The sequence below is a fragment of the Streptomyces sp. NPDC048255 genome (assembly GCF_040652415.1).
Classification (GTDB): domain Bacteria; phylum Actinomycetota; class Actinomycetes; order Streptomycetales; family Streptomycetaceae; genus Streptomyces.
The window spans coordinates 129297-154303 of the sequence record NZ_JBEZMA010000015.1 but is presented as its reverse complement, the minus strand read 5'-3'; the positions used below and the strand labels follow the sequence as shown (position 1 = coordinate 154303).

The window sequence follows — 25007 nt, the reverse complement described above, 5'->3', positions numbered from 1 at the left end:
GCTCGTACTCGGCCGTACTCGCGCGGTCCGACAACGCGGCGAGGTGCCGTGCCAGGCGGCGCGGGCCCGCGAAGATCGCCCGGACAGGGCCTAGTGCTGTGGCCGGAAAGGTTCACCGGGTCGCGCCGCCCGGCACGGCACTAGCGGGCGAGGGTACGCAGGTGGGTGCGGATGACGCGGACGGCGTTCTCGGCGTCGTCCACGGTGACGGTGAACCGCTTGCCGTCGTCGAGCCTCAGTTCCAGGCCCTCGCCGCGCCGGACGATGATCGCGGTGCCCTTCTCGGGCCGCCAGCGGTGGCCCCAGCCGCCCCACTGCTGCGGGGTGATCCTGGGGAGGAACTCGGCGGAGGTGACCTGCGCCAGGCGGATCTTTCGGCGGGGCAGCCCGATGTGGCCGCAGCGCACCTCCAGGGCCTCGGCGTCGACGGTGACGGCGACGTACACGAAGGTGATGGTTCCGTAGAGGATGAGCAGCCCGGCCGCGAGGCAGCCGACCACGGCCATCAGCAGCGGGATGATGCCGGCGGTCCAGGCGCTGTCGACGGCGAGTTGGATGCCCAGCGCCAGACAGGCCGCACCGGCCGCTGCGAGCAGCCACTGCGCACGGTTCGAGGCCCGGCCCGTCCAGAGCGGACCCGGGGGGTGACCGGTCATGAGTAGCAGCGTACTCACGTTCCGCATGCCCGCCACCGCCTCTCGACCAGTCGGTGCAGCGCGGCTCACGCATCCGCGCCTGCCCGCTCTTGACCTGAACCAAACTTGAGGTTTTACGGTCGTCACATGACCACTCACGAGGCAGTACAGAGCACTCCCGAGCGCTACCGCACGGCGGTGGTGCCGCACATCATGGTGTCCGACGCGGCCGCCGCGATCACCTTCTACCAGCAGGCCTTCGGGGCGGTCGAGGAGTTCCGGCTCGCGGCTCCGGAGGGCGGGGTGCTCCACGCCGAGATCCGCGTCGGCGAGGCCGTGCTGATGCTCGGCGACACCTCCGAAGGCCCCTTCGTCGCACCCTCGGCCCTGGGCGGGACCTCGGTCGCGCTGCACGTGTTCGTGCCGGACGTGGACGCGCTCGCGCGGACGGCCGTGGCGGCCGGCGCGGAACTGATCCATGAGCCGGCGGACCAGTTCCACGGCGACCGGACCGCCATCCTCCGCGACCCGTTCGGCCACCTGTGGGTCTTCTTGACCCACCTGGAGGAGCTGTCGGAGGAGGAGCTGAAGCGCCGCTTCGCGGACACCCCTCAGTAACGACATCCCTTGGTGCGGACACCCCTTGGTCGGGGTGTGCCTTTCGGATGCGGCCGGGCCCCCTGGTGCCCGATCACCCGCCGCCTGGCTCAGGCGGCGGGCTCGGCGCCGCCGCTCGGCAGGAGGCCGACGAGGGCGTCGCGCAGCGCCGGGCGGCGGGCGGTCATGAGGCGGTGCAGGTTCCGCGAGCCGAAGGCCACGCGCTGGGCGCTGCGGCGGCGCTCGGCGTCGTAGGCGCGCAGGGCGGCCGGCAGCCGGGCCGGGCCGGCCTCCGCCACGGCGCGGGTCAGGGCCTCCGCGTCGAGCAGGGCGGTGCAGGCGCCCTGGCCGAGGTTGGGGGTCATGGCGTGGGCCGCGTCCCCGACCAGGGCGACCCGGCCGGCCGCGGTGAAGGAGGGGAGCGCCGGGTACAGGTGGCGCATCTCGTACCGGATCCAGGTGGCGGGGTCGGTCTCGGCCAGGACGCGCGGGATCGGGTCGTGCCACCCGGCGAAGGCGGCCCGCAGCTGTTCGGCGGGGCCACCGGGTCCGGCGGCGGTGACGGGTCCGGCGGCTTTGGCGGACCCCGCGGCTGTGGCGGACCCCGCGGCTGTGGCGGACCCCGCGGCTGTGGCGGATCCGGCGGCAGCGGTGCCCGCGGGGACGGTCGCGTACCAGTTGGTGCGTCCCGGCTCGATGGGCGTCATGCCGAAGAAGCGGCCGTCGCCCCAGGTCTCCCCGTACCGCCCGGTCTCGAATCCGGCGATGCCGATCCAGGCGACGGTGCCGACCTCGCACGGGCGGCTGCGCCCGCCGAAGTGCGCGGTGCGGACGGTGCTGTTGATGCCGTCGGCGCCGACGACGAGGTCGGCACCGAGGGCCGCCGGGTCGGTGAGGTGCTGCCCGTACGCGATCTCCACGCCACCGAGCCCGTCGAGTCCGGCCAGCAGGGCGTCCATCAAGTAGGGGCGCGATATCAGCAGTTCGGGACGGCCCGCCTTGCGCTCGATCCGTTCGAGCGGGAGCGCGGCCAACACCCTGCCGTCGGGGCGCCGGATCGAGGCCCCGCGGTACGGGACCGCACGCGCCCGGAGCGCGTCGCCGAGGCCGAGCCGGTCGAGCGCGGCCTGGGCGGTGGGGTGGATCCCGAAGGCCGTTCCGTAGCGTTCGAGCGTGGTGCGGCGTTCCAGGACGGTCACCTCCCAGCCCGCGCGGCGCAGGCCGACGGCGGTGGCCAGCCCGCCGACCCCCGCTCCGACGACGACGGCTGTGCCCCCGGCTCGTGCCCCCATGACGGACCCCTTCGCTCTCGTGACCACTCCGACCCACGACCACGACCACCACATCCGTGGTACTACACCTGTGGTACCACGGATGTGGTTAAGCTGGCAACGTGAATCAGGACCGGAGGGACCGGCTGCGGGACGCGGCCATCGGCGTACTGGCCGAATCGGGCGGGCGCGGGCTGACGCACCGGGCCGTCGACGCGGCCGCGGCCGTGCCCGCGGGCACGGCCAAGAACTACTTCCCCACCCGCGACGCGCTGTTGCGGGCCGTGGCCGAACGCTGCCTGGAGCAGTACCTGGCCATGGCCGCGGCCCTCGCGGGGGCCGGGCCCGGACCCGCCGGCGCCCGGGAGCTGGCGGCGCTCCTCGCCGGGATGCTGCGCGACGTGGCCGGGCCCGGGCGCCCGCGCGTACTGGCCTATCTGGAGCTCCAGACGGAGGCGGCGCGGCGGCCCTGGCTGGCCGATCTGCTGGACCCGATCGGCGCGGCGGACTTCGCCGCGTACGCGCACCTGCTGCGCTCCGCCGGGCTGCCGGCCGGACCGGAGCGGGTCCGCGCCCTCACCCTGGCCCTGCACGGCGCGCTCCTCCACCTGCTGGCCGGAGCCCCCGGCACGCTGGCCGCGGCCGGCCTCGACGACCTGGAGGCCTTCACCCGCGGCCTGTTGGCCGCCGTCCACCCCGGGGAGGCGCCGTGACCACACGGATCGACCGGGCCGTGGGCGCCGTGCTCGGCTCGGCGGCGGGCGACGCCCTGGGGGGCCCCTACGAGTTCGGGCCCGCCGGTCAGCTGACCGCGCGCGGGCAGGAGATGCGCGGGGGCGGCGGCTGGGACCCAGGCGAGGCCACCGACGACACGCAGATGGCGGTCCTGGTCGGCGAATCCCTGCTGGAGTGCGGCGGCCTCGAACTCCCCGACGTCTTCCGGCGGTTCCAGCGGTGGGCAGCCGGAGAGCCCAAGGACATCGGGCTCCAGACCGAGGACGTACTGACGAACGGCGCCGCCTGGGATCTGGCCGCCGCCCTGCACTTCCAGGTCAATACCCGGGCCGCGGGCAACGGTTCGCTGATGCGCGCCGCCACCTCGGCGGTGTACTTCGCCGCCGCCGGACGTGAGCGGACGATGGACGCGGCCCGGCGGATCGCCGCCCTGACGCACGGCGACCGGGCCGCCTGGGAGGGCACGGCCCTGCTGCACGAGCTCGTACGGGTGGCCCTGGACGGAGCCGATCCGCTGGCCGCCCTCCCCGGCGCGCTGGCCGCGGTGCATCCGGACCACCGCGAACGGTACGGCCGGGTCCTCGCCCCCGACTGGCACCCGGACCTGGCCACCGAGTTCAACGGGGCCGTCTGGCCGTGCCTGGGCTCGGCGGTGTGGGCGCTGCGGACGACCACCGGGTTCGCGGAGGCCGTGCGGGCCGCCGTGGACCTGGGCGGGGACACCGACACGGTGGCGGCGGTGACGGGAACACTGGCCGGGGCCCGGTACGGCCAGGGGGCGGTGCCGCGACACTGGACCGACCCGCTGCACGTGCCGCTGCCCGGCTTCGGGGACCAGGTCCTGGACGCGGACGACCTGCGCGAACTGGCTCAGCGGCTCGCGGCGGCCGGCGCCCGGGCCGCTTCCACTTCCGGATCCGGCTCCGGTTCCGGTCCCGGCTCTGGCACCGAGGCCGAGGTCGACGCCGACGCCGACGCCGCTTCAGGTTCCGGCTGACGCCCGGGGGCGAGCTCCAGACGGCGGCCCCGGAAGGCCGCGCGCAGCCGCCGGTCGTGGGTGACCAGGACCAGGGTGCCCTCGAAGCGGGCCAGGGCCGCCTCCAGTTCCTCCACCACGGCCGGGGCCAGGTGGTTGGTCGGCTCGTCCAGCAACAGCAGGTCGAGCGGCCCCGCCACCAGCCGGGCCAGCTCGAGCTTGCGGCGCTGGCCGGCCGAGAGGGCGCGTACCGGCTTGCCGAGATCGCCGGGTTCGAGCAGCCCGAGAGCGGCGACCCGGTCGGCGTACTCCTCGCCGAACACCTCGACAGTGTCGCGCCGTTCGCGGGCCCACAGGTCGTCCTGCCGCAGGATCCCCACCCGCGGTGAGGTGCGTACGAGGCCCTGGGCGGGCTCGTCGAGTTCACCGGCGAGAAGCCGCAACAGGGTTGACTTCCCCGCCCCGTTGGGACCGGTGACCAGGAGCCGCTCGCCCGGTTCGAGGCGCAGGGAGAGCGGCGCGAGGCGTCCCGGCACGGCGGCCGCGGCCAGCTCCACCACCGCGGCGGAGCCCGAGGTGAACCGCCCGGTGAAGGTGAGCGGGCGCGGCGGCGGCGGAACGGGGTGCTCGGTCAGCCGGTGCAGCCGCTCCCGGGCCGTGCGGATCCGGCCGGCCGCGCCGTGGGTGCGGGAACGGGCCCGGAAGGCGCCCGCCCCGCTGAAGCCGCGGGGCAGTTTCCGCGGGATCCCGGCGAACCGCGCGATGTTGGTGTCGGCGAGCCGCTCGGCGTCACGGACCTGCTCCAGCCACTCCTCGTACTCCCGCTCCCAGCGGGCCCGTTCGGCGGCCTTGGCGGTGCGGAAGCCGGCGTAGCCGTTGCCGTAGCGGCGTACCGTACGGCGGTCCCCGTCCACCTCCAGGATCGCGGTCGTGACCCGGTCGAGGAAGATCCGGTCGTGGGTGACGGCGACGACGGTGCCACGGTGGGTGCGCAGCCTCTCCTCCAGCCAGCCGACGGCTTTGTCGTCGAGGTCGTTGGTGGGTTCGTCGAGGAGCAGCAGTTCGGGTTCGGCGGCGAGGGTGGCCGCGAGGGCGAGCCGGGAGCGCTGCCCGCCGGACAGGGTGCCGAGGAGGCGGTCCGGGTCGAGCGGGGCGCGTTCGCCGAGGCGGCGCAGGGTGGTCGCGACCCGGCGTTCGGCGTCGGGGCCGCCGCGCGCCTCGTAGGCGGCGACGAGGTCCCCGTACGCGGCGAGTCCCTCGGGACCGGCCTCGCGCAGGCGGGCTTCGGCGTCCCGGATCCGGCGTTCCAGGGCGCGCAGACCGGCGAGCGCGAGGTCGATCGCCTCGCCGACGCGGGCGGTCGGCGGGAGGTCGAGGGTCTGGGCGAGGTGGCCGAGGCCGCCGGGCGCGGTGACGGTGATCTCGCCGTGGTCGGGGCGTTCCCGTCCGGCGAGGAGGCGGAGCAGGGTGGATTTTCCGCAGCCGTTGTCGCCGACGATTCCGACCCGCTCGCCGGGCCGGACCGTGAAGCTGACGCGGTCCAGGACGACACGGGTGTCGTAGCTCTTGGCCACCTCGGACAGGACGATCTGGCGGGAGGCGAGTGGAGCATGCAAGGGCGGTTCCTCAGGTCGGCAGAGATCGAAGCGAGACGATACGCTCCGTCTCGCGATCTCGACAGTAGCCGACCGGGATGAGTCCCGCAAGACGTTACGTCTCGCCAGTGGGGGTCAGGTGGGATCAGCGGTCAGACGGTCAGACTCAGACGGTCAGGTGCTACGCGACGACCGCGCCCTGTCCAGCGAGCAGTCGGCCCTCCGCATAGCCGAGGGCGGCGGCGGGGAGCTCCTCGTGCCGGCCGCTGCGCAGGACGGTCAGCGTGCCGGTGACGGGCAGGCCGGGCCCGGGCGCCGCGCCGATGCGGCGCAGCGCCTGTACGGCGACGGCCTCGGCGGACCCGTGGAACACGAGGTCCGCGCCCCCGGTCCGCGCGGCCAGGGCGGCGCGGATGGGGTCCTCGACCAGCTCGTAGTGCGTGCAGCCGAGCACCACGTCGGTGACGTCGGCGGGAGTCAGCGCGGCGGCCGCGGCCACGGCGGTGGCGACGGCGGTCTCGTCCGCGGCCTCCACGGCCTCGGCGAGGCCGGGGCAGGGCACCTCGGTGACCGGGACCCCGGCGGCGAAGTCACGGATCAGCCCGCGCTGGTAGGGACTGCCGGTGGTCGCGGGGGTGGCCCAGATGGCCACGCGGCCGCCGGCGGCCGCGGCGGGCTTGATCGCCGGGACGGTGCCGATGACCGGGATCGCGGGCTCCAGCTCGGCCCGCAGGGCCGGCAGGGCGTGCACGGTGGCGGTGTTGCAGGCCACGATCAGCGCGTCCGGCCGGTGCGGTGCGGCGGCCTTGGCGACGGCGAGCGCCCGCTCGGTCAGCGAAGCGGGGGTCCGCGGGCCCCACGGCATCCCGTCGGGGTCGGAGGAGAGGAGCAGATCGGCGTCCGGCCGCAGCCGCCGCATCGCGGCGGCCGCCGCGAGGAGGCCGATTCCGGAGTCCATGAGCGCGATCTTCACCCGGCCACCTTAGTCGAAGCCCCCGCCGAACCCGCCCGGCCCCCGCCCCCCGGCGGGTCCACGGGCCCCGCCGAAACCCCCACCCGCAGGCAGGCCCACGCCCCGGCAGACCCCACCACCCCGGCAACCCCACCGCGCCGCGCGCCCACGATCCGGACCGGACTCCCCCGCGGTACCCAGGCCCCGCCAGGACACCACCACCCACCGGCGGTGCGGCGGGACAGAGGCGGACGAAACCGCACCCAGGGCCCGGCCACCGCGTCCACGCACCGAAGCCGACGCCTCCACACCCGCCCGGCCAACCCGCCACACCCAGGACCCGGGTGAGCGGCCTCCTGGAGCCCGACCCCGCCCGCCAGTGCACTGCCACCCAGGCACCGTGGCCTCGTGCCGATGCCGGCAGCTGCCCGCACCCGCCCGGTCAACCCGGCGCGTCCAGGGCTCGGGTGACCGGCCTCCCGGGACCCGTCCCCGCCCGCCAGTGCACCGGCACCCGCCCGACTGAGCCGCACCCAGAGCCCGGGGCGCCATAGCCGCGCGCAGGTGCCCGCAGACACCGCGCACCCGCGGTCAACCCGCCGCACCCGGGACCCGGGTGAGTAGCCTCCTGGAGCCCGACCCCGCCCGGCAGGGCCGCACCCAGGGCCCCCGGGGCGCCATGGCTGCGCGTCGGCGCCGGCAGTCACCACGCACCCGCCCGGCCACCCCCGCACCCGGAACCCGGGCGAGCGGTCGCCCGGGGACCGCCCCTGCCCGCCAGGACACCGCCACCCACCCGACGAAGCCCCACCCAGGGCCCAAGCTCCGGTGGCCCCGCGCCGAAGCCGACACCCCCGCACACCCTGCCGGTCAACCCGCCGCAGCCGGGGCCCGGGTGAGCGGTCGCCCGGGGCGGCCCTGCCCGCCCGGCAAAGCCTCCCCGACGCGGGCCCGGGGCGCAGCCCGGCCTGGCCGGGCAAGGCACAGCCCGCACCGCACGGCTCCGCACCGCGCGGCTCCGCACATCCTCCCGACAGGGCCCGGTCCGGCGGGGTGCGCGACACGCGTCGTCGGGCCCGGCACACTGCCGCCATGGGCCCCCTCCTCGCCGCCTGTGCGGCCTACGCCTCCCTCGCCGCCTGGCTCTGGCTCACCCTCGCCCAGGGCATGTTCTGGCGCACCGACGTCCGCCTGCCGCCCCGTACCGCCCCGGCCCGCTGGCCGTCCGTCGCGATCGTCGTCCCCGCCCGGGACGAGGCCGCGGTGCTCCCGTACAGCCTGCCCTCCCTCCTCGCCCAGGACTATCCCGGCGAGGCGGAGGTGATCCTGGTCGACGACGGCAGTTCGGACGGCACCGGCGACCTGGCGCTGCGGCTGTCCCGCGAGCACCCCGGGCTGCCCCTGACCGTGGTCTCCCCCGGCGACCCCGGCCCCGGCTGGACCGGGAAGCTCTGGGCGCTGCGCCACGGCATCGCCCTCGCCCGCACCGCGCACGCCGACGAGCCCGACTACCTCCTCCTCACCGACGCCGACATCGCGCACGAGCCCGACAGCCTCCGCGAACTGGTGGCCGCCGCCACCTCCGCCGACCTCGACCTCGTCTCCCAGATGGCCCGGCTCCGCGCGGTCAGCCCGTGGGAACGGCTCGTCGTACCGGCCTTCGTCTACTTCTTCGCCCAGCTGTACCCCTTCCGCCGGATCAACCGCCCCCGCTCCCGCACGGCGGCGGCCGCCGGCGGCTGCGTCCTGCTGCGCACCGCGGCGGCCGTCCGGGCGGGCGTGCCCGATTCCATCCGCCAGGCCGTCATCGACGACGTCTCGCTCGCCCGCGCGGTCCAGCGCTCGGGCGGCCGGATCTGGCTGGGGCTGGCGGAGCGGGTGGACAGCGTGCGCCCGTACCCCGCGCTCGCGGACCTGTGGCGGATGGTCTCGCGCAGCGCGTACGCCCAACTGCGCCACCAGCCGCTCCTGCTGGCGGGGACGGTGGCCGGGCTGGTGCTGGTCTATCTCGTGCCCCCGGTGGCGCTCCTCGCAGGACTGGCGGCCGGCCGCCCGGACGTAGCCTGGGCCGGGGGGCTGGCCTGGCTGCTGATGGCCGGCACCTACCTGCCGATGGTGCGCCACTACCGGCAGCCCGCCGCGCTCGCGCCGCTGCTTCCGTTCACCGCCCTGCTGTACCTGCTGATGACGGTCGATTCGGCCGTCCAGCACTACCGGGGCCGCGGCGCGGCCTGGAAGGGCCGTACCTATGCCCGCCCCAGCGACGCCTGAAACGGTGAACTACTGCACGAAACAGCGTCATCCGAGGTCACCGCATTGTGACGCTGCGTCAGCAAGAAGTCGGTGCACCACGCAACCGATGAGTACGAGTACGAACAAGCTGGGGTGGAAGTGGCGAAATCGTGCACGTGAACGTCAAGTGAAAGCTGGGGTCCTGACCTGCGAATATGCAGGTCAGGGGGGTGTTGACGACACCTCGCTATGGACCCGGTGAAGTCGTGGGCTTAACTTAGGTCCCATGACCTCCCCCCGCTCCACTTATGGCGGCGGTTACTACTCCGCGCCCTCCTTCCCGGACACCCCCATCTACGACTCCCTCGTCGCCGAACGCGGCACTCCGCAGATCGCCCCGATCCGCGTCCCCGCCGCGTACGACTCCCCGAGTGCCGGGTATTCGAGCGGTGGGTACCTGCCGGCCCTCGCCTCGGCCATGCCCGCGCTGCCCCCGGCCATGCCGCAGCAGCAGGCCCCGGCGTACGGCTACCCGTACCAGCAGCAGGCCGCGCCGATGCCGCTGCAGCACGCGCCCGCGCCGTACATCCCGCAGCAGCAGCCGCTCGCGGCCCGTGCGGGATACGCGCCGCAGCCCCATCCGCAGCAGCCCCGTCCGGTGCCCGCGAGCACCGGGTACGAGGCCATGCGCCCGGCCGCTCCGCGTCCGATGCAGGCCCCGGCCCAGGTCCCGGCCGCCTCGTACGAGGACCCGTACGGCCGCCCGTACCAGGGGCGCGGCTACTGACGGATCCGCTGGGACCGACTGGGGAGGTCACGGGGGCGGCTGGCACTATGCCCCCATGGCGAACTTGTATGTCCGGGCGCTCCACGTGCATCCCGTCAAATCGGTAGCGGGAACCGCTCCCGACGAGGTGGCCGTGGAGCCCTGGGGCCTGTCCGGGGACCGGCGGTGGGCGCTGGTCGACGCCGGGGGCGCGGTCATCACGCAGCGCCAGCAGCCGCGCCTGGCACTGGCGGCGGCCCGGCCGACGGGGGACGGCGGGATCGCGGTGTCCGCGCCGGGCATGGCCGGACTGGTCGTGGAGGTGCCCGGGCCGGGGCCGCTGGAGCCGGTCCTGCTGTTCGGCAAGAAGGTCGAGACGGTGGCCGCGGCGAGCGCCGCGGCCGACTGGTTCAGTGACTACCTCGGGGTGCCGGCGCGGCTCGTGCACCTGGACGACCCGGCCGTGCGCCGGCCCGTGGACCCGGCCTACGCGCTGCCGGGCGAGACGGTGAGCCTGGCCGACGGCTATCCGCTGCTGCTCACCACCGACGCCTCGCTGGACGCGCTCAACTCGCTGATCGCGCAGGGGGACCACCCCGAGGAGGGGCCCGTGCCCATGAACCGGTTCCGGCCCAATGTGGTGGTCTCCGGCGCCGAGGCCTGGGCGGAGGACGGCTGGGGCCGCCTCGCGATCGGCGACGCCGTCTTCCGCGGCGCCCGCGAGTGCAGCCGGTGCATCGTCACCACCACCGACCAGAGCACCGCGCGGCGGGGCAAGGAGCCGCTGGCGACGCTCGCCCGGCACCGGCGGATCGGCAAGTCGCTGGCGTTCGGACGGCAGCTGGTGCCGGTGCGGCTGGGCACGGTGCGCGTGGGGGACGAAGTCCGCGTCCTGGGATGACTCACCCCGGACCGCCCTGCTGGAATGACACCTTCGAGGGTCTCTCGAGTACTGCTGGAACCAACGTGCACGACGCGGCCGTTGGATCATCCGAGACGGGTGCACACTCATGACGCGTCATGGGAGTGCACGCCGGGAAGGTGCGGGGACCACGCGCCGGACCGGATGACCACAGAGGCAGACGGGGGCGAGGGGGAGCCGGACCGTGCGGACAGCAATGGGTGTGTGGCGTTGGCGGCGCAATCCGCTGCGCCGACCGACCGATCTTTTCGAGGCGTGGGTGGCGTTCGCCGCTCTTGTGTGCGTCCTGGTGGTGGCCCCGGCCGTGGGCTGCCTGGCGGGACTTCAGGTGGACGGGACCTTGCAGCGGGCCGCGCGCGAGCAGCGGCAGGAGCGCTACCTCGTCCCGGCGACGGTGGTCCGCCAGGCCCCGGGGGCGGCCGGGGAGGCGTCCGCCGATCCTTCGGCGCGGCAGCAGGCCCCGCAGCGCACGCAGATCGTGGCCGCCTGGACCGCGCCCGACGGCAGCAGCCACGAGGGCACGGTGCCGGCCGCGGAGGAACCGCCGCGTCCGGGCGACCGGTTCCGGATATGGACCGACACCAACGGCCAGGTGGTGGGGCAGCCGCTCGACCCGGCCGCCGCCTCCCTCCACGCCGGGATGGCGGGCGCGGCCGCCGCGATCTGCGCGGCCGCGCTGGTGGAGACGGTCCGGCGGCTGGTCGTACGCCGGCTCATGCATCAGCGGTACATATGTCTGGACCGCGCGTGGGCGGCGGCCGGGCCGGACTGGGGCCGGGCGGGCGCGGGCAGCTGACCTGGCAACTCACCGGCCCCGCGCGCGCTACGGTGGGACGGCCAGATCAGTCGGCTTCGGGCGGCTCCGGTGGCTTCGACAGCGCGAGTACGAGGGTGGGGGCACGACAGCACCATGGCTCAGGGCACGGTCCAGGTGACGCACGGCGGGACGTCGCGGTGGCGGCGCCGCTCCGGTGAGTATCCGACGCTGACCGCCGCGCTGGCCGTCGCGGGCGACGGGGACGTCCTGTCGATCGCCCCCGGCACCTACCGGGAGAACCTGGTGCTGCATCATGCCGTCACCCTGCGCGGCCCCGAGGGCGGGCTCGGGTCGGTGCGCATCGCCCCGCTCGACGGGGTCCCGCTGACCGTGCGCGCCTCGGCCGTGGTGCAGGACCTGCACCTGGAGGGCCAGGACCGGGCGGCGCCCGCGCTGCTCGTCGAGGACGGCGCTCCGGAACTGACCGATCTGCGGGTGCACACCCGCTCGTCGGCCGGGATCGAGGTCCGCGGCAGCGGGGCCCGGCCCCTGGTGCGGCGGTGCACGGTGGAGAACCCGACCGGGGTCGGCATCGCCGTACTGGACGGCGGCGGCGGGGTGTTCGAGGAGTGCGAGGTGGTGGCCGCCGGGCAGGCCGGGGTCTCGGTCCGCGGCGGCGGGCACCCGCGGCTGGAGCGCTGCCGGGTCCACCACGCCACGGGCACGGGCATCGGCATCACCGGTGAGGGCTCAGGCCTGGAGGCGCTGGGCTGCGAGGTGTACGAGATCAAGGGCACCGGCGTGCAGGTCGCGGCGCGGGCCACGGCCCGGCTGACGGACTGCGCGGTGCACCGCACCTCGACGGACGGGGTCACCCTCGACACGGACGCGGTGCTGATGCTGGCGGGCTGCGACATCCACGACATCCCGGAGAACGCGGTGGATCTGCGCTCCCGTTCGGTGCTGACGCTCAGCCGCACCACGGTGCGCCGGTTCGGCCGCAACGGCCTGTCGGTGTGGGACCCGGGCACCCGGGTCGATGCCGACTCCTGCGAGATCCACGACAGTACGGGCGACTATCCGGCGGTGTGGATCAGCGACGGGGCCACCGCCTCGCTGAACTCCTGCCGGGTCCACGACGTGCCGGACGCGGTGTTCGTCCTGGACCGCGGTTCGCGGGCCGACGTGGTCGACAGCGACCTGTCCCAAGTGCGCAACACGGCCGTCTCGGTGAGCGACGGGGCCACCGCGCAGCTCGACGACTGCCGGATCCGGGAAGCGGCCACGGGCGCCTGGTTCCGCGACCACGGCAGCGGCGGCACCCTCGCCAACTGCACCATCGACGCCGTCCAGACCGGCGTGATCGTGACCAAGGGCGCCGATCCGTCCCTGGAGCGGTGCACGGTCACCTCCCCCGCCGAGGCCGGGTTCTACGTGTCGGCGGGCGGCCGCGGCACCTTCACCTCCTGCCGGGTCACGGGCAGTTCCGGTTTCGGCTTCCACGTGCTCGACGGCTGCCGCACCACGCTGACGCGCTGCCACACCGAGCGCTGTGCGCGCGGGGGCTACGAGTTCGCCGAGGACGGGCCCCTCGCGCAGGAGTGCACCAGCGACGAGTCCGGCCCGCGGCTGGCGGCCCAGGCGTCCTCGGGCGGCGCGTTCGCCGGGGCGCAGACGGCGATCCGTACGGTCACCGCGGCACAGGGCCCCGTACCTGGGGCGGCGGACATGCCCGCGCCGCGGCCCGCGGACCTGCCGGACGGCCCGGCGGCGGCAGGGGCCGCGCGCGGCTCGGGCGAGGTGCTGGGCCAGCTCGACGCACTGGTCGGCCTGGAGAGCGTGAAGCGCGAGGTGCGCGCGCTGACCGACATGATCGAGGTGGGCCGGCGCAGGCAGCAGGCGGGACTCAAGGCGGCCTCGGTGCGCCGCCACCTGGTCTTCACGGGCTCCCCCGGCACCGGCAAGACCACGGTCGCCCGGCTGTACGGGGAGATTCTCGCCTCCCTCGGGGTGCTGGAGCGCGGGCACCTGGTCGAGGTCTCCCGGGTGGACCTGGTCGGCGAGCACATCGGGTCCACGGCGATCCGCACGCAGGAGGCCTTCGAGCGGGCACGCGGCGGGGTGCTGTTCATCGACGAGGCGTACGCGCTGGCCCCGGAGGACTCGGGCCGGGACTTCGGGCGCGAGGCGATCGACACGCTGGTGAAGCTGATGGAGGACCACCGGGACGCCGTGGTGGTGATCGTCGCCGGGTACACGGCGGAGATGGACCGCTTCCTGACCGTCAACCCGGGTGTGGCCTCGCGTTTCTCCCGGACCATCACCTTCGGCGACTACGGGCCGCAGGAGTTGCTGCGGATCGTGGAGCAGCAGGCGGAGGAGCACGAGTACCGGCTCGGTGACGGCACGGCCGAGGCGCTGCTGGAGTACTTCACGGAGCTGCCCAAGGGCCCGGCCTTCGGTAACGGCCGCACCGCGCGCCAGACCTTCGAATCGATGGTCGAGCGGCACGCGGGACGGGTGGCGCAGCTGTCGGAGCCGGGCACGGACGAGCTCACCCTGCTGTTCCCGGCGGATCTGCCGGCGCTGCCCGCCCTGCCGGCTCCTTGCTGACGCCGACACCGACGCCGACGCCGAGCCGCTGACCCGGTACCTCCGGTACTCCCGGCATCCCCGGTACGCCGGCCCGTGCGGCCGCGTCCAACCGGGCGAGCAGGGCGTCGCGTTCGGCGGCGAAGGCGGGATCCGCCTGGTAATCGGAGTGGCCGAGGATCGGGGCGGGCAGCGGGTGGCGGGCGCTGCGCCCGTAGGCGACCGGGTCGGCCAGCGGGCCGCGGTCCACGCCCTCGGGGGTGCCGGGGAGCACCGGGCCGCCGATGGGGTCGGTGGCCCGCCACAGGTTGCGCCAGCAGTCGACCTCCCGATGGAGCACGGCGAGCGGCCCGGGGCCGAAGTGGGCGGGGAACCAGCGTCCGTAGAGCCGGCTGAGCGGGGAGCCGTAGGTGAGCAGGGCGACCCTGCGGCGGACGGGCGGCGGCAGTTGCCAGACGGCGGCCGCCGCGAGCACGCTTCCCTGGGAGTGGCCGGAGATCACCAGGCGGCCGCCGGTGCGGCCGGTCCAGCCGGTCATCCGCCAGGTCAGGTCGGGGACGGCCCGCTCGGCGTAGCAGGGCGGCGCGAAGGGGTGCGCGGCGCGCGGCCAGAAGGTGCCGACGTCCCACAGGATGCCGATGGTGCGGCGGGCCGCGGGGTCCCGGTAGGCGCGCCGGCCCCAGGCGACGAACAGGACGAACCCGAGGCCGATGAGCCAGGACCCGGCTTCCTGCGCGGCGCGGGCGGCGGCTTCCAGCAGCGGGTGGGCGCCGCGGGCGGCCTCCCCCGGGACCTGCCCGCTGAGCCATGCCCCGGCGAGGGCGCCCGTGCCGAGCAGCAGGGTGATCCCGGAGACGGCCCCTGCGAACCAGGGCGCGGAATCGGTGAGCGCGGCGGCGGCCCGGGCTCCGGCGATCCGCCGGCTGCGGGCCGCGTCCGGCCGCTCACCCGGGTACTCGGCGGCCACGCCCGCGGCCAGCCGGCGCCGGACGCGGGCGCCGCGCACCACGAACCAGACGGCGAGCAGGGCCAGTACGAGGAGCAGCGGGGGCAGTACGGCGGCCTGCCAGGACAGCAGCACGGGCGGCCCGGGCAGCGGGGCTCCGGCCATCCCGGGGGTGGCGCCCCCGTCGAGCCAGTCGGCGACGCGCTGGGCGACCCCGCCGGACATCACCCCGCCGAGCGCGCAGCCCAGCATGGCGATGGCGGGCCCGCCGAGGCCGCGCAGGGCGGCGGCCGGGTCGGGTGCCCGGCGGTGCAGGTGTGCCGCGACGGCGGCGAGGGCGAGCACGCCGAGGCCCTGGCCGAGCATGAGCGCGCCGAAGGCGAAGTCCCCGGGGAGCCGCCCGGCGGAGGTCCAGCCGGGGCGCGACCAGCCGGCGTACAGCAGGACGGCGACGAGGAGGCCGAGGGCGGCGCCGGGCAGCAGGGTGACGGCGGCCCGGTCGCGGTGGTGGTCGGCCCGGGCTTCGGTACGGCCGCGGCGGCAGACGACCCAGACCACCGCGAGGGCCCCGGCGGCGAGCAGCGCCTCCACCGTCCAGCCGAGGGCTTCGAGTACGGGGGCGCCGGCCCGGCGGTCGTAGCGGGCGGTGGGTACGGCGACGGCTGCGGCGACGGTGAGCAGCCCGGCGGCGGTGTGCGCGGCGCGCAGCCGGGCCACGAGCCTGCGCCCGTACCAGAATCCGGGGCGGCCGAGCGCGGGCACGCCGTCGCGGGCGCTGCCGGGAGCGGTGTCCGGGCCGGCGGCGAGGGGGCCGGTGGTGAGGGGGCCGGTGGTGAGGGGGCCGGTGGTGAGGGGGCCGGCGGTGACCGGATCGGTGGTGACCGGGTCGGCGGCGCCCGCGGGGGGCGGCTGGGATTCGTAGGCGTTCCAGGTGCGCTTCGACAGGTACCAGAGCAGTCCGGTCAGGGCCGCCGGGACGAGCGCGCCCAGCGCGAGGCGGCGGCCGGGCTGGGACCACCAGCCGCCGTCGGAGAGGAAGGAGAGCCAGGAGCGGGAGCCGGTGCAGCCGCCGGAGCCCGCGCACTGCCAGGCGACCAGGTCGAGCGCGACCTCGCAGGCGGCGCAGACCAGGAGCACGGTGAGGCTGAGGGCGAGGATCCGTACGAGCACCCCGTACGTGCGCACCGCGCGGCGGGCCGGGCGGGCGGCGGGCGTGGCCGGGCGGGCCCAGTGGGCGAGGTTGACGACCATGAAGGGCAGGAGCAGCAGCCACAGCGCGCGGGTGCCGTTGCCGGAGGTGAGCCGGGACCAGCAGTAGGCCTCGGGGACGGGCCGGCCGGCGTACCGCTCGGGGTGGGTCTCGGCGTCGGCGTCGTCGGTGCGGCGGAAGACGGCGGCGGTGGAGTCCCCGGTGACGCGGACGGTGCGGGGGTCGCCGAGCATCTCGCCGGGGGTGGCGCCGCCGACGCCGTGGACCAGGAGTTCGAGGGCGAGGGGCGGGGCCGGACGCCGGGGGGTGGCGTCTTCCGGGCTGCCCAGGGGGTCCGGGCTGTCCGGGGGCCTTCCGGCGCTGCGTTCGGTGCTCGGGCCGTACTCGGTGCTCGGGCTCTGCTCGATGCTCGGGCTCTGCTCGGTGTTCAGGCTCTGCTCAGTGTTCAGGCTGTGCTCGGGGCTGGGGCTGACTTCGGCGCTTGGGCTGTCTGGGGTGTCCGGCACGGCGGGCTCCGCTCGCGGGGCGGTTTCGGCGCGGTTCCAGCATCTCCCGCGACGGACGGCCGAACCAGTCCCCCGGGGCGAATTCAGCCTCCGGAGCGGACATCTGACGGTCAGCCAGTTAGGGTGGCCCGCATTCGCCTTCCGCACCTCACCCGAGGGGGTAAGCCATGGGTCGCCGACTCCGCCCGGTGGGGCTGGACTTCGCCGAGGACGCACCGGTCCGCCTGGTCTTCACTGCCGAGACGAAGGCGTCGCCCGAGGCCGTCTACCAGGCCTTGGCCGAGGAGGTCGAGGGCTGGCCGAGGTGGTTCAGGGCGGTCACCCTGGCCCGGCCCACCCACGGCGGCGCGGGCCGCGCGATCAAGCTGATGGGCGGGGTCCGCTTCCAGGAGACCATCATGGCGGCGGATCCCGAGCAGCGGTACGCCTACCGGGTCGACGAGACCAACGCCCCCGGGGTCCGCGCCCTGTTGGAGGAGTGGCGGCTGACGCCGGCCGGCTCGGGCACGCACGTGCGCTGGACCTTCGCCGCGGACGGGCCGACCCCTTTCCGGCTGGCCCTGACCGCCCTCCGCCCGGGCCTGGGCCACTCGTTCCGCACGGCGGTCCGCACGCTGGACGGGCGGCTGGCCGTACGGCGCCGGGCGGACCAGTAGCCGGGGCCGGTCCGCCCCGTAAGGCGGGACGGCCGGTCAGGCCGCGGGCTCGCGCCAGACCCCGGTCGTCAGGAGCGTGTCGAGGGTGGCGGCGTACGGGGCGATGTCGAGCCCCTGGGCCGCCAGCCACTCGTCGGAGTAGTACTTGTCGAGGTACCGGTCGCCCGGGTCGCACAGCAGGGTGACGACGCTGCCCTTGTGGCCCGCCGCCGCCATCTCCGAGACGATCTTCAGGGCGCTCCACAGGCCGGTGCCGGTCGAACCGCCCGCCTTGCGGCCGATGGCCTGTTCCAGCGCACGGCAGGCGGCGACGCTCGCCGCGTCCGGGACCTTCATCATCCGGTCGATGGCGCCCGGGACGAAGCTCGGCTCCATCCGGGGGCGGCCGATGCCCTCGATGCGCGAGCCGCAGTCGCTGCTCGCGTGCGGGTCGTGGTTGGTCCAGCCGTCGAAGAAGCAGGAGTTCTCCGGGTCCGGGACGCACAGGCGGGTGTCGTGCTGCATGTAGTGCACGTAGCGCGCGATGGTCGCGGAGGTGCCACCGGTGCCGGCGGTCGCCACGATCCAGGAGGGCTCGGGGTAACGCTCCAGGCGCAGCTGCTGATAAATCGATTCTGCGATGTTGTTGTTGCCGCGCCAGTCGGTGGCTCGCTCGGCGTAGGTGAACTGGTCCATGTAGTGGCCCCCGGTGCGGGCCGCGAGCTCCGCCGACTCCTCGTACATCTTCATCGGGTCGTCGACGAAGTGGCATTCGCCGCCGTGGAATTCGATGAGGCGACACTTCTCCGGGCTGGTCGTGCGCGGCATGACGGCGATGAACGGGACGCCGATCAGCTTGGCGAAGTACGCCTCGGAGACGGCGGTGGAACCGGAGGAGGCTTCGATGACCGGGCGGCCGGGGCGGACCCAGCCGTTGCAGAGGGCGTAGAGGAAGAGCGAGCGGGCGAGGCGGTGCTTGAGGGAGCCCGTCGGGTGCGTGGACTCGTCCTTGAGGTAGAGGTCGATGCCCCAGGCCTCGGGGAGAGGGAAACGCAGCAGGTGGGTGTCGGCGGAGCGGTTGGCGTCCGCCTGGACCTTGCGGACGGCCTCCTTGAGCCAGGCGCGGTAGTCCGCGTCGCTGCGGTCTACGTCGACGGTCGTGGCGGTGGTACCGGTCGTGGCAGCCGTGGCGGTCGGACGGGTCGTGCTCATGCGCCGTGCTCCTTAGGTATGTCTCTTCGCCCCCTGCTTTCGAAATGTACCTCCCTCACCTGCACAAACAGTCACTTTGGGTTCCTATGCGAAACGCTTTCGATCGCGTTCGGTTGCACTGCGGCGCACCGTAGGTGACCCTGGTGGAGCATTACCGAGGGTGCAGCACCCGTAACACTCATGTCGGGGAGTCGCAGCCGTGAACAGTCATTCCCGCAGGCACTGCGTCGTCGAACTGCAGGCCTTGCCGTCGCGGATAGGCCAGATCCGCAGAATCGTTTCTGCGCAATTGCGCCACTGGCAGCTCGATCCGCTCATAGACCGGGCGGCGCTCGGTGTGACGGAACTGCTCAGCAACGTCCACCGCCACGCGCAGCCGGACAAGACCTGCACGGTCGAGATCGAGCTCCGCCTCGGGCGGCTCACGGTCTCGGTCTTCGACAGCGATCCCCGGCTCCCCGTCCTGCGCGAGACGCAGCCCGGTTCGCTGGAGACCTGCGGACGCGGGCTCGCGCTCGTCGCGGCGGTCAGCGAGGCGTGGGGCGCGCGGCACCAGGCCGACGGTCCGGGCAAGGTGGTCTGGTTCTCGCTCCGGACCCATCCCGCGTCCTCGGCGCCGCCGCACCCGGTGTCGATCGGGTCCAAGCCCGTACGGGAGCCCGCGCGGGCGGTGCTCGTCGCCGTGGAGCCGGGAACCGCCGCGGCGGGCCTGCCGGTGGCCGCGACGATCGGTGCCAGGCCGGGGTAGGCCGCGGGACCCCTGCGGGCGTCCCGGCCGGCGGCGCCGCGGACCGGCCGGGACGCCCGCGGCCGGCGGCGCTGCGGACCGCCCCTGCCGCCCGGCCCGGCCCCCGGCGTCCGGCCGGCCCGGAGCCCGCCGGTGCGCGGCCGTACGAGGGGACCGGCCCGAGGTCGTGTCCGCTGCCTAGGCCGGCGCCCCCAGGGTCCCCAGCGGGTCGTCGAGCACCGGCTGCCAGGCCAGCTCCGCCGCGCCGACCAGGCTGTTGTGGTCAAGGGTGCACGGCAGGATCGGCACGCCCCCGCTGCGCCCCCACAGGCTCCGGTCCGCGACCACCGCGCGCAGCCGTTCCGGGTCGGCGTGCAGCAGTTCCCGGTGCAGACCGCCCAGGATGATCCGGTCCGGGTTCAGGATGTTCACCAGGCCCGCGAGGCCGAGCCCGAGACGGTCGATGAGCTCCTCGGCAGCTGCCCGTACCGCGGGCTGCGCGTACTCCTCGCGCAGCAGGTCGCGGGCCTGCTGGAGCAGCGACACCTCGGGGCCGGGCGTACGGCCCGCCGCGGTCAGGAAGGCCAGCGGGTCCGCCTCCACGTCCAGGCAGCCGCGGCTGCCGCAGTGGCAGGCGCGCCCCTCCGGGTTCACGGTGAGGTGGCCGACCTCCAGGGCCAGGCCCGAACTCCCGCTGTGCAGACGGCCGTCGAGCACCAGCGCCCCGCCGACGCCGCGGTGCCCGGTGGCCACGCACAGCAAGTGCTGGGCGCTGCGGCCGGCGCCGTGCCGGTGCTCGGCCAGCGCCGCGAGGTTGACGTCGTTCCCGGTCAGGGCGGGGCCGTCGATCCCGGCCGCCTTCACGCACTCGGCGAAGATCGCCCGTACGGGAGAACCGGCCGGCCAGGCCAGGTGCAGCGGGTTCAGCGCCGTGCCGTCCGGTTCGGCGACGGCCGAGGGCACTGCGAGCCCGGCGCCGACGCAGCGGCGCCCGGTCTGTTCGAGCAGCGCCGCACCCGCTTCCACCACCGCGCCGAGTACCTGCGCCGGGTCGGCGGAGACGGTGACCTTGCCGGGTGCGGTGGCCACGATCCGGCCGCCGAGACCGACCAGGGCGGCCCGGAAGCCGTCCGAGTGCACCTGGGCGGCCAGCGCCACCGGGCCGTTCTCGTCCACCGAGAGGCGGTGGGAGGGGCGGCCCTGGGTGCCGCCGCCCGCGCCGCCGGGCCGGGAGTCGACACGGATCAGCCCGAGCGCCTCCAGCTCGGCGGCGACGGCCCCGGCCGTGGCCCGGGTGACGCCGAGCTCGGCCGTCAGGACCGCCCGGGTCGGGGCGCGGCCGGTGTGGACGAGCTCCAGCGCCGGGCCGAGCGCGCCGCGGCCCCGTTCCAGTTTGGTCCTCGCGGAAGCAGTGGACACCGTGGTCACATCCCCCACCCGCGGCGGGGCCCCGTTGCCGTTCATGACAGCGATCCTCGCACGGCCGGAGGCGGCGGGGCGCCGCCGCTCAGCCGAGCCCGCCGACCCGGAGCGTGATGTTCAGCCGCCCGGTCAGCCCGAGCCCTTGGGGCGCCGTGCCCGGCAGGACCTTCGGCACCCCGTGATAGGCCAGTCGGCTCGAACCTCCGAAGACGAAGAGATCACCGCTGCGCAGCTCGACGTCACGGTACGGGCGGCCGCGCGAGACCGTGTTCCCGAAGCGGAAGACGCAGGCATCGCCCAGGCTCAGCGAGACGACCGGCGCCCCGGACTTCTCTTCGGCGTCGCGGTGCATGCCCATCCGGGAGTCGCCGCCGTAGAAGTTGATCAGCGCGATGTCGTACTCCGCCGTGCCCGGCGCCGGGGGTTCCCCGTAGGCGGCGGCCACCCCTTCGCGCCCCAGTTCCGCGAGCCAGAGCGGCATCGGCTTGACCGGTGCGCCGTCGCCGTCCACGGCGGTGCGGGCGTAGCCGTACGGGTACCAGTGCAGGCCGAGGCACACCTGCCGGGCGGTCATCGCCCCGCCGCCGGGGGTGCGTACGGTGCGCAGTCCGGCCGGCGGGCGTGCCCAGGCGCGGCAGGCCGCCAGCAACTCCCGCTGCCGGGCGGCCCCTAGCCAGTCGGGCACGTGCACGGCGCCCGGGGCGATCTCGGTCCGCTCGCGCGCGAAGAGTTCACCGTCCATCTCTCCATTGTCGCGGGCCGGCTGGCAGACTCCCCGCATGGAGATCAACGACTATGTGAAGACCTTGGAGCGGGAAGGCGGGCTGCTCGCGGATCTGGCCGAGCAGGCCGGACCGGACGCCCTGGTTCCCACCTGTCCCCAGTGGCGGATCGCCGACCTGCTGCGGCACACCGGCTCGGTGCACCGCTGGGCCGCGGCGTACGTCGGGGAGGCGCGGCTGGAGCCGGCCCCGTTCCCCGACGCGCCTGAGCTGGCCGGTGCGGAGCTGTTCGCCTGGTTCCGTGCGGGCCACGCCGAGCTGGTGCGCACCCTGCACGAGGCACCGGCCGATGTGCAGTGCTGGACCTTCCTCCCGACGGCCTCGCCCTCGCCGCTGGCCTTCTGGGCGCGGCGCCAGGCTCATGAGACCGCCGTGCACCGGATGGACGCGGAGTCGGCGCTGGGGGTGGTGTACGCGCCGGTGGAGCCCGGGTTCGCGGAGGACGGGGTGGACGAGCTGCTGACCGGCTTCCACGCCCGGCCGCGCAGCCGCGTGCGGACCCCGGAGCCCCGGGTGCTGCGGGTCCGGGCCGCCGACACCGGCGCCGTGTGGACCGTACACCTGTCGCCCGAGCCCGCCCGTACGGTACTGGGCGACGCGGACCCGGCGGACTGCGAAGTGACCGCCGAGGCGGCCTGGCTCTACGCGGCCCTGTGGAACCGGCTGCCGCTGGCGGGCCCGGCGGTGACCGGCGACCTGGCGCTGGCCCGGCTGTGGAGCGAGACGGCGGGGATCTGAGGGCGGGGACCGGCGGTGGGGGTCCGGCGGCTGGGGTGCGACGGCGGGGATCCCGCGGCGCGGATCTGACGGCAGGGATCCGGCGGCGCGGAACTGAAGGCAGGGATCCTGGCGGCAGGGGGTGCCTCACTGACCGGTCCGGGCCGTGGAACATCCCTGGGTGCCGCGTTCGGCGGGCCCTCGGTAGGGTCGGCTGTCTCACGATCGGGGGTAGTCGATGTCCTTCTCCACGGCCCGGAGCGCGGCGGTCCTCGCCGTCGCCCTGGCGGCGTTCACGGTGTCCTGCGACGCGGAGCCGGCCGCGCCGCCCGCCGCGTCCGCCTCCTCCGCCTCCTCCGCCTCCTCCGCCGCCTCCTCTCCTTCGGCCGGTACCGCGCCCTCGCCGACGGCCGCCCTGCCCGATCCCGAGAAACTGCCGCCGGAGAAGGTCCGGGACGCGTTCGCGGGGCTCCAGGCGACGCTGGACGATGCGTGCACCCCGGGCAACTGCGCGTACTTCCTGGGGCGGGTCTACGACGAGCTCCACCGCCTGGACCGCGCGATGAAGGCCGACGCCAAGGGGCCCGGCCACTTCCCGGAGCCGATCGACCTGATCGTCGAGCTCGACAAGCAGCTCGGCGGCGACCGCTCCTTCGAGAACCTGAAGAAGCACCAGACCGTGCTGATCGGCACTCGCGACAAGATCAACACCTGGATGCATGGCCACCCGGACGACTACCGCTGACCGGGCCCGGTCCGGTGCCTTCTCAGCCGAGGGTGGCGGCGTAGGTGGTCTGGGGGTGGTACTTCCATGCCGGGGCCGTGTTCCACGGGTTGGGCATGGCCGCGCCGGTCGCGTAGGCGTAGCCCGCCCCGCGGTCGAAGGCGGTGCGCAGGGTCGTGCGCATCGCCTCGTCGTCGGGGACGCCGTGGACCAGGTGCCAGAACGCCGTGCCGCTCGGGTCGAGTTCGGTTCCGGAGCGGTAGCCGGTGAGCTGGTTGAAGACGTTGCCGCCGAGCCAGCCGCCGGCGGTGTAGGCGGCGTAGGTGTCCTCGTAGGTGACGAAGATGTCGGCGGTCCGGCGGCCCGGCTCCAGGTAGCAGTCGGCGATGGCGGTGCCCGGGTTGTTGACGACCAGGTCGGGGGCGGCGGGGTCGGCGGCGTGCATGGTGTCCTGGACGTAGCGGCGCAGGTCCGCGTAGAGGTCGCGGGTGGCGTTGCCGGGGCCGCAGTCGCGGCTGACCACGTCGAAGAAGATGCCGTCGACGTGGAGGCGGCCGTCGGGTGTCTTGAGGTAGTTGTCGACGGAGGCCCTGACGGCGGCCGGGTCGCGGTTGCCGTGGTCGGTGTGGACGTAGCCGAGGACCTTGGTCTTCTCGCCGGTGGCGGTGGTGCCGCCGCGCAGGGCGTCGGCGCGGGCCTGCCAGGGGGCGTCGAACGGGGAGTCGCCGTTGCCGGGGTTGAGGACGACGACCGAGGCGGCCGGGCCGGTCGCCGTGAGGTCGCTCAGGACGCGGTCGTTGGCCCAGACGTAGGCGGGGACGCCGATCTCCAGCCCCCGCACGCCGGGTATCCGGGGGGTGGGGGGCGCGGTGGGGGCCGGGGCCGGGGCTATGCGTTCGCCCGGGGCCGTCGGCCGTGCGGGGCGTGGTGCGTCGGCGGCCCGCGCCGGTTCCTCGGAACGCGCCGACGCCGTGAGGGCGGGCGCCGGCGCGGCCAGTAAGGCGGTGACCAGGACGGCGTACAGGGCCTTCACGGCGCGGCGCATGAACGTTCCTTCGGCGGCGGCAGGTGGGCGACCCGAGGAACATTAGACGGGCGGCCGTTCGTTCAAGCCGGAACCGCTCGCATTGATATGAGGAACAGCCGTGCTATCCCCCGTCCCGGCGTGTGATCCTCCGTCGGGACCTGGGAGCTCCGTCCGCGAAGTGGCGACCGGAGGTCAGCCTCGGTGGGGTCGTCCGGTGTTGCGTGCGATGGCACGGCGGCGTCCACCCCGGTCGGCAGTTTCCTGGCCGTGTGCGGGTCGGCCTCGGGTGGGGGCCGCCTCCCCCGTGCGGGGGAGACGGCAGGACCGGGGACGGACGCCGGGCTGCGGAAGGGCGCCGGAGGATGGGGACAGCAGCAACTCCCGGGCTTCTCCGGTTCCCCGGGTGTCCCCGCCGAAAGGAACGACGACGATGAGCGTGACCGAGACTCTGCCCAAGGCCGGTGCCACGGCCGGCGCGCACTCCGTGGTGCGCATGCCGCAGGTGTCACGCGCCATCATGTGGGCGGCGTACGCGATCCCGCTCTGCGCACTGCCGTCGGGGCTGTGGCGCATCGCTCTCGTCTCGGGGTGGCCCGACTGGTACGCGGGCCACGCATGGCTGCCGGGCGAGCGGCCCTACGTCGTTTCGCTCTCGCTGATCGCGGAATGCCTGGCGCTGCTCACGCTCGGACTGGTCAAGCCGTCGGGCGAACGGCTCCCCGGCTGGGTCCCGTTCGCCGGCGGACGCACGCTGTCGGTCCGCGCCGTCGTCGTGCCCGCCTCGGTGGGCGCCTTCCTCGCCACGGCGCTGTCCGCCTACGCCACGCTCAACTACTTCTTCCACTTCGTCCCGCCGCTGAACGACAACGGCGAGGCGTTCCCCACGAGCGGACCGGGCGCCTGGGCGCTGTGGGCCTGTTACATCCCGATCCTGGCGTGGGGCCCGCTGCTCGCCGTGGTCACCCGCGCCTACTACCTGCGCCGGACCCGCGGAACGCGGTAGCCGCAGACGCCTGTGGTGCGCTGCGCAACGGGATCCGGCCAGGCGAATGCGTCCGCGGGCCGGGGC

The 25007-nt window shown here is 74.9% G+C and carries 21 protein-coding genes and 1 pseudogene; 13 read left to right on the top strand and 9 right to left on the bottom strand.

The features are described 5' to 3' along the window. Nucleotides 1-140 precede the first annotated feature (140 nt). The gene (locus AB0D94_RS15470) at nucleotides 141-656 is read right to left on the bottom strand and encodes a hypothetical protein (RefSeq protein ID WP_362051386.1); all 516 of its coding nucleotides are present in this window, start codon (nucleotides 654-656) and stop codon (nucleotides 141-143) included. A 126-nt stretch (nucleotides 657-782) separates the two neighbouring features. Here AB0D94_RS15470 and AB0D94_RS15465 point away from each other — a divergent pair, with 126 nt between their 5' ends. Continuing rightward, nucleotides 783-1253: a VOC family protein gene (locus AB0D94_RS15465; RefSeq protein ID WP_362051384.1), complete on the top strand. Its 471-nt coding sequence runs from the start codon at nucleotides 783-785 to the stop codon at nucleotides 1251-1253. An 89-nt stretch (nucleotides 1254-1342) separates the two neighbouring features. On the opposite strand, the gene AB0D94_RS15460 is transcribed toward AB0D94_RS15465, so the two are convergent. Further along, nucleotides 1343-2524 carry an NAD(P)/FAD-dependent oxidoreductase gene (locus AB0D94_RS15460; RefSeq protein ID WP_362051382.1) on the bottom strand — a complete coding sequence of 394 codons (1182 nt, stop codon included), beginning with the start codon at nucleotides 2522-2524 and terminating at the stop codon, nucleotides 1343-1345. A gap of 101 nt (nucleotides 2525-2625) precedes the next feature. Between AB0D94_RS15460 and AB0D94_RS15455 the strand changes: the two genes are divergently transcribed. Beyond that, nucleotides 2626-3216, top strand: coding sequence for a TetR/AcrR family transcriptional regulator (locus tag AB0D94_RS15455; protein WP_362051380.1), 591 nt, complete (start codon nucleotides 2626-2628; stop codon nucleotides 3214-3216). Further along, a pseudogene (locus AB0D94_RS15450) lies at nucleotides 3213-4121 on the top strand (ADP-ribosylglycohydrolase family protein); the annotation flags it as partial. The gene AB0D94_RS15455 and the pseudogene AB0D94_RS15450, both read left to right, overlap by 4 nt. On the opposite strand, the gene AB0D94_RS15445 reads toward AB0D94_RS15450, so the two are convergent. Both AB0D94_RS15445 and AB0D94_RS15440 read right to left on the bottom strand, forming a co-directional pair. Then, entirely contained in the window at nucleotides 4109-5803 is a 1695-nt protein-coding gene (locus tag AB0D94_RS15445; protein WP_362051402.1) for an ATP-binding cassette domain-containing protein, read from the bottom strand. The pseudogene AB0D94_RS15450 and the gene AB0D94_RS15445 sit on opposite strands and share 13 nt — an antisense overlap. Nucleotides 5804-5990: 187 nt before the next feature. After that, on the bottom strand, nucleotides 5991-6782 hold the full coding sequence (locus AB0D94_RS15440; RefSeq protein WP_362051378.1) for an aspartate/glutamate racemase family protein: 792 nt from the start codon (nucleotides 6780-6782) through the stop codon (nucleotides 5991-5993). Between the two features lie 1071 nt (nucleotides 6783-7853). Here AB0D94_RS15440 and AB0D94_RS15435 point away from each other — a divergent pair. The 5 genes from AB0D94_RS15435 to AB0D94_RS15415 all read left to right on the top strand — a co-directional run bounded on the left by AB0D94_RS15435 (nucleotide 7854) and on the right by AB0D94_RS15415 (nucleotide 14051). Beyond that, nucleotides 7854-9032, top strand: a complete 1179-nt coding sequence (locus tag AB0D94_RS15435) for a glycosyltransferase (protein WP_362051376.1) — start codon at nucleotides 7854-7856, stop codon at nucleotides 9030-9032. 247 nt (nucleotides 9033-9279) lie between these two features. After that, on the top strand, nucleotides 9280-9780 hold the full coding sequence (locus AB0D94_RS15430) for a DUF6643 family protein (protein ID WP_362051374.1): 501 nt from the start codon (nucleotides 9280-9282) through the stop codon (nucleotides 9778-9780). A gap of 55 nt (nucleotides 9781-9835) precedes the next feature. Continuing rightward, nucleotides 9836-10660, top strand: a complete 825-nt coding sequence (locus AB0D94_RS15425) for an MOSC N-terminal beta barrel domain-containing protein (protein WP_362051372.1) — start codon at nucleotides 9836-9838, stop codon at nucleotides 10658-10660. Between the two features lie 205 nt (nucleotides 10661-10865). After that, complete coding sequence (locus AB0D94_RS15420) at nucleotides 10866-11477, top strand: hypothetical protein (RefSeq protein ID WP_362051370.1); 612 nt, start codon at nucleotides 10866-10868, stop codon at nucleotides 11475-11477. A 114-nt stretch (nucleotides 11478-11591) separates the two neighbouring features. Next, the gene (locus tag AB0D94_RS15415; protein ID WP_362051367.1) at nucleotides 11592-14051 is read left to right on the top strand and encodes a right-handed parallel beta-helix repeat-containing protein; all 2460 of its coding nucleotides are present in this window, start codon (nucleotides 11592-11594) and stop codon (nucleotides 14049-14051) included. Here AB0D94_RS15415 and AB0D94_RS15410 read toward each other — a convergent pair. Further along, nucleotides 13993-16419: a hypothetical protein gene (locus tag AB0D94_RS15410; protein ID WP_362051401.1), complete on the bottom strand. Its 2427-nt coding sequence runs from the start codon at nucleotides 16417-16419 to the stop codon at nucleotides 13993-13995. The two genes, AB0D94_RS15415 and AB0D94_RS15410, sit on opposite strands and share 59 nt — an antisense overlap. A 440-nt stretch (nucleotides 16420-16859) precedes the next feature. Here AB0D94_RS15410 and AB0D94_RS15405 point away from each other — a divergent pair, with 440 nt between their 5' ends. Then, a complete protein-coding gene (locus tag AB0D94_RS15405) occupies nucleotides 16860-17348 on the top strand; it encodes an SRPBCC family protein (protein WP_362051364.1) in 489 nt (162 codons plus the stop codon). Between the two features lie 36 nt (nucleotides 17349-17384). On the opposite strand, the gene AB0D94_RS15400 is transcribed toward AB0D94_RS15405, so the two are convergent. Next, nucleotides 17385-18539, bottom strand: coding sequence for a PLP-dependent cysteine synthase family protein (locus AB0D94_RS15400; protein ID WP_362051361.1), 1155 nt, complete (start codon nucleotides 18537-18539; stop codon nucleotides 17385-17387). A 199-nt stretch (nucleotides 18540-18738) separates the two neighbouring features. Between AB0D94_RS15400 and AB0D94_RS15395 the strand changes: the two genes are divergently transcribed. Beyond that, on the top strand, nucleotides 18739-19287 hold the full coding sequence (locus tag AB0D94_RS15395) for an ATP-binding protein (RefSeq protein ID WP_362051359.1): 549 nt from the start codon (nucleotides 18739-18741) through the stop codon (nucleotides 19285-19287). 177 nt (nucleotides 19288-19464) lie between these two features. On the opposite strand, the gene AB0D94_RS15390 is transcribed toward AB0D94_RS15395, so the two are convergent. Both AB0D94_RS15390 and AB0D94_RS15385 read right to left on the bottom strand, forming a co-directional pair. Next, the gene (locus AB0D94_RS15390; RefSeq protein ID WP_362051357.1) at nucleotides 19465-20730 is read right to left on the bottom strand and encodes an ROK family protein; all 1266 of its coding nucleotides are present in this window, start codon (nucleotides 20728-20730) and stop codon (nucleotides 19465-19467) included. 43 nt (nucleotides 20731-20773) lie between these two features. Continuing rightward, nucleotides 20774-21430: an alpha-ketoglutarate-dependent dioxygenase AlkB gene (locus AB0D94_RS15385; RefSeq protein ID WP_362051355.1), complete on the bottom strand. Its 657-nt coding sequence runs from the start codon at nucleotides 21428-21430 to the stop codon at nucleotides 20774-20776. 37 nt (nucleotides 21431-21467) lie between these two features. Here AB0D94_RS15385 and AB0D94_RS15380 point away from each other — a divergent pair, with 37 nt between their 5' ends. Both AB0D94_RS15380 and AB0D94_RS15375 read left to right on the top strand, forming a co-directional pair. Then, on the top strand, nucleotides 21468-22208 hold the full coding sequence (locus tag AB0D94_RS15380; protein WP_362051353.1) for a maleylpyruvate isomerase family mycothiol-dependent enzyme: 741 nt from the start codon (nucleotides 21468-21470) through the stop codon (nucleotides 22206-22208). 217 nt (nucleotides 22209-22425) lie between these two features. Continuing rightward, nucleotides 22426-22932: a hypothetical protein gene (locus tag AB0D94_RS15375; protein WP_362051351.1), complete on the top strand. Its 507-nt coding sequence runs from the start codon at nucleotides 22426-22428 to the stop codon at nucleotides 22930-22932. 22 nt (nucleotides 22933-22954) lie between these two features. Here the strand turns inward: AB0D94_RS15375 and AB0D94_RS15370 are convergent, their stop codons facing one another. Then, nucleotides 22955-23956, bottom strand: a complete 1002-nt coding sequence (locus tag AB0D94_RS15370; protein WP_362051349.1) for a spherulation-specific family 4 protein — start codon at nucleotides 23954-23956, stop codon at nucleotides 22955-22957. A 412-nt stretch (nucleotides 23957-24368) separates the two neighbouring features. Between AB0D94_RS15370 and AB0D94_RS15365 the strand changes: the two genes are divergently transcribed. After that, nucleotides 24369-24941: a hypothetical protein gene (locus AB0D94_RS15365; RefSeq protein WP_362051347.1), complete on the top strand. Its 573-nt coding sequence runs from the start codon at nucleotides 24369-24371 to the stop codon at nucleotides 24939-24941. The last annotated feature ends 66 nt before the right edge of the window (nucleotides 24942-25007 follow it).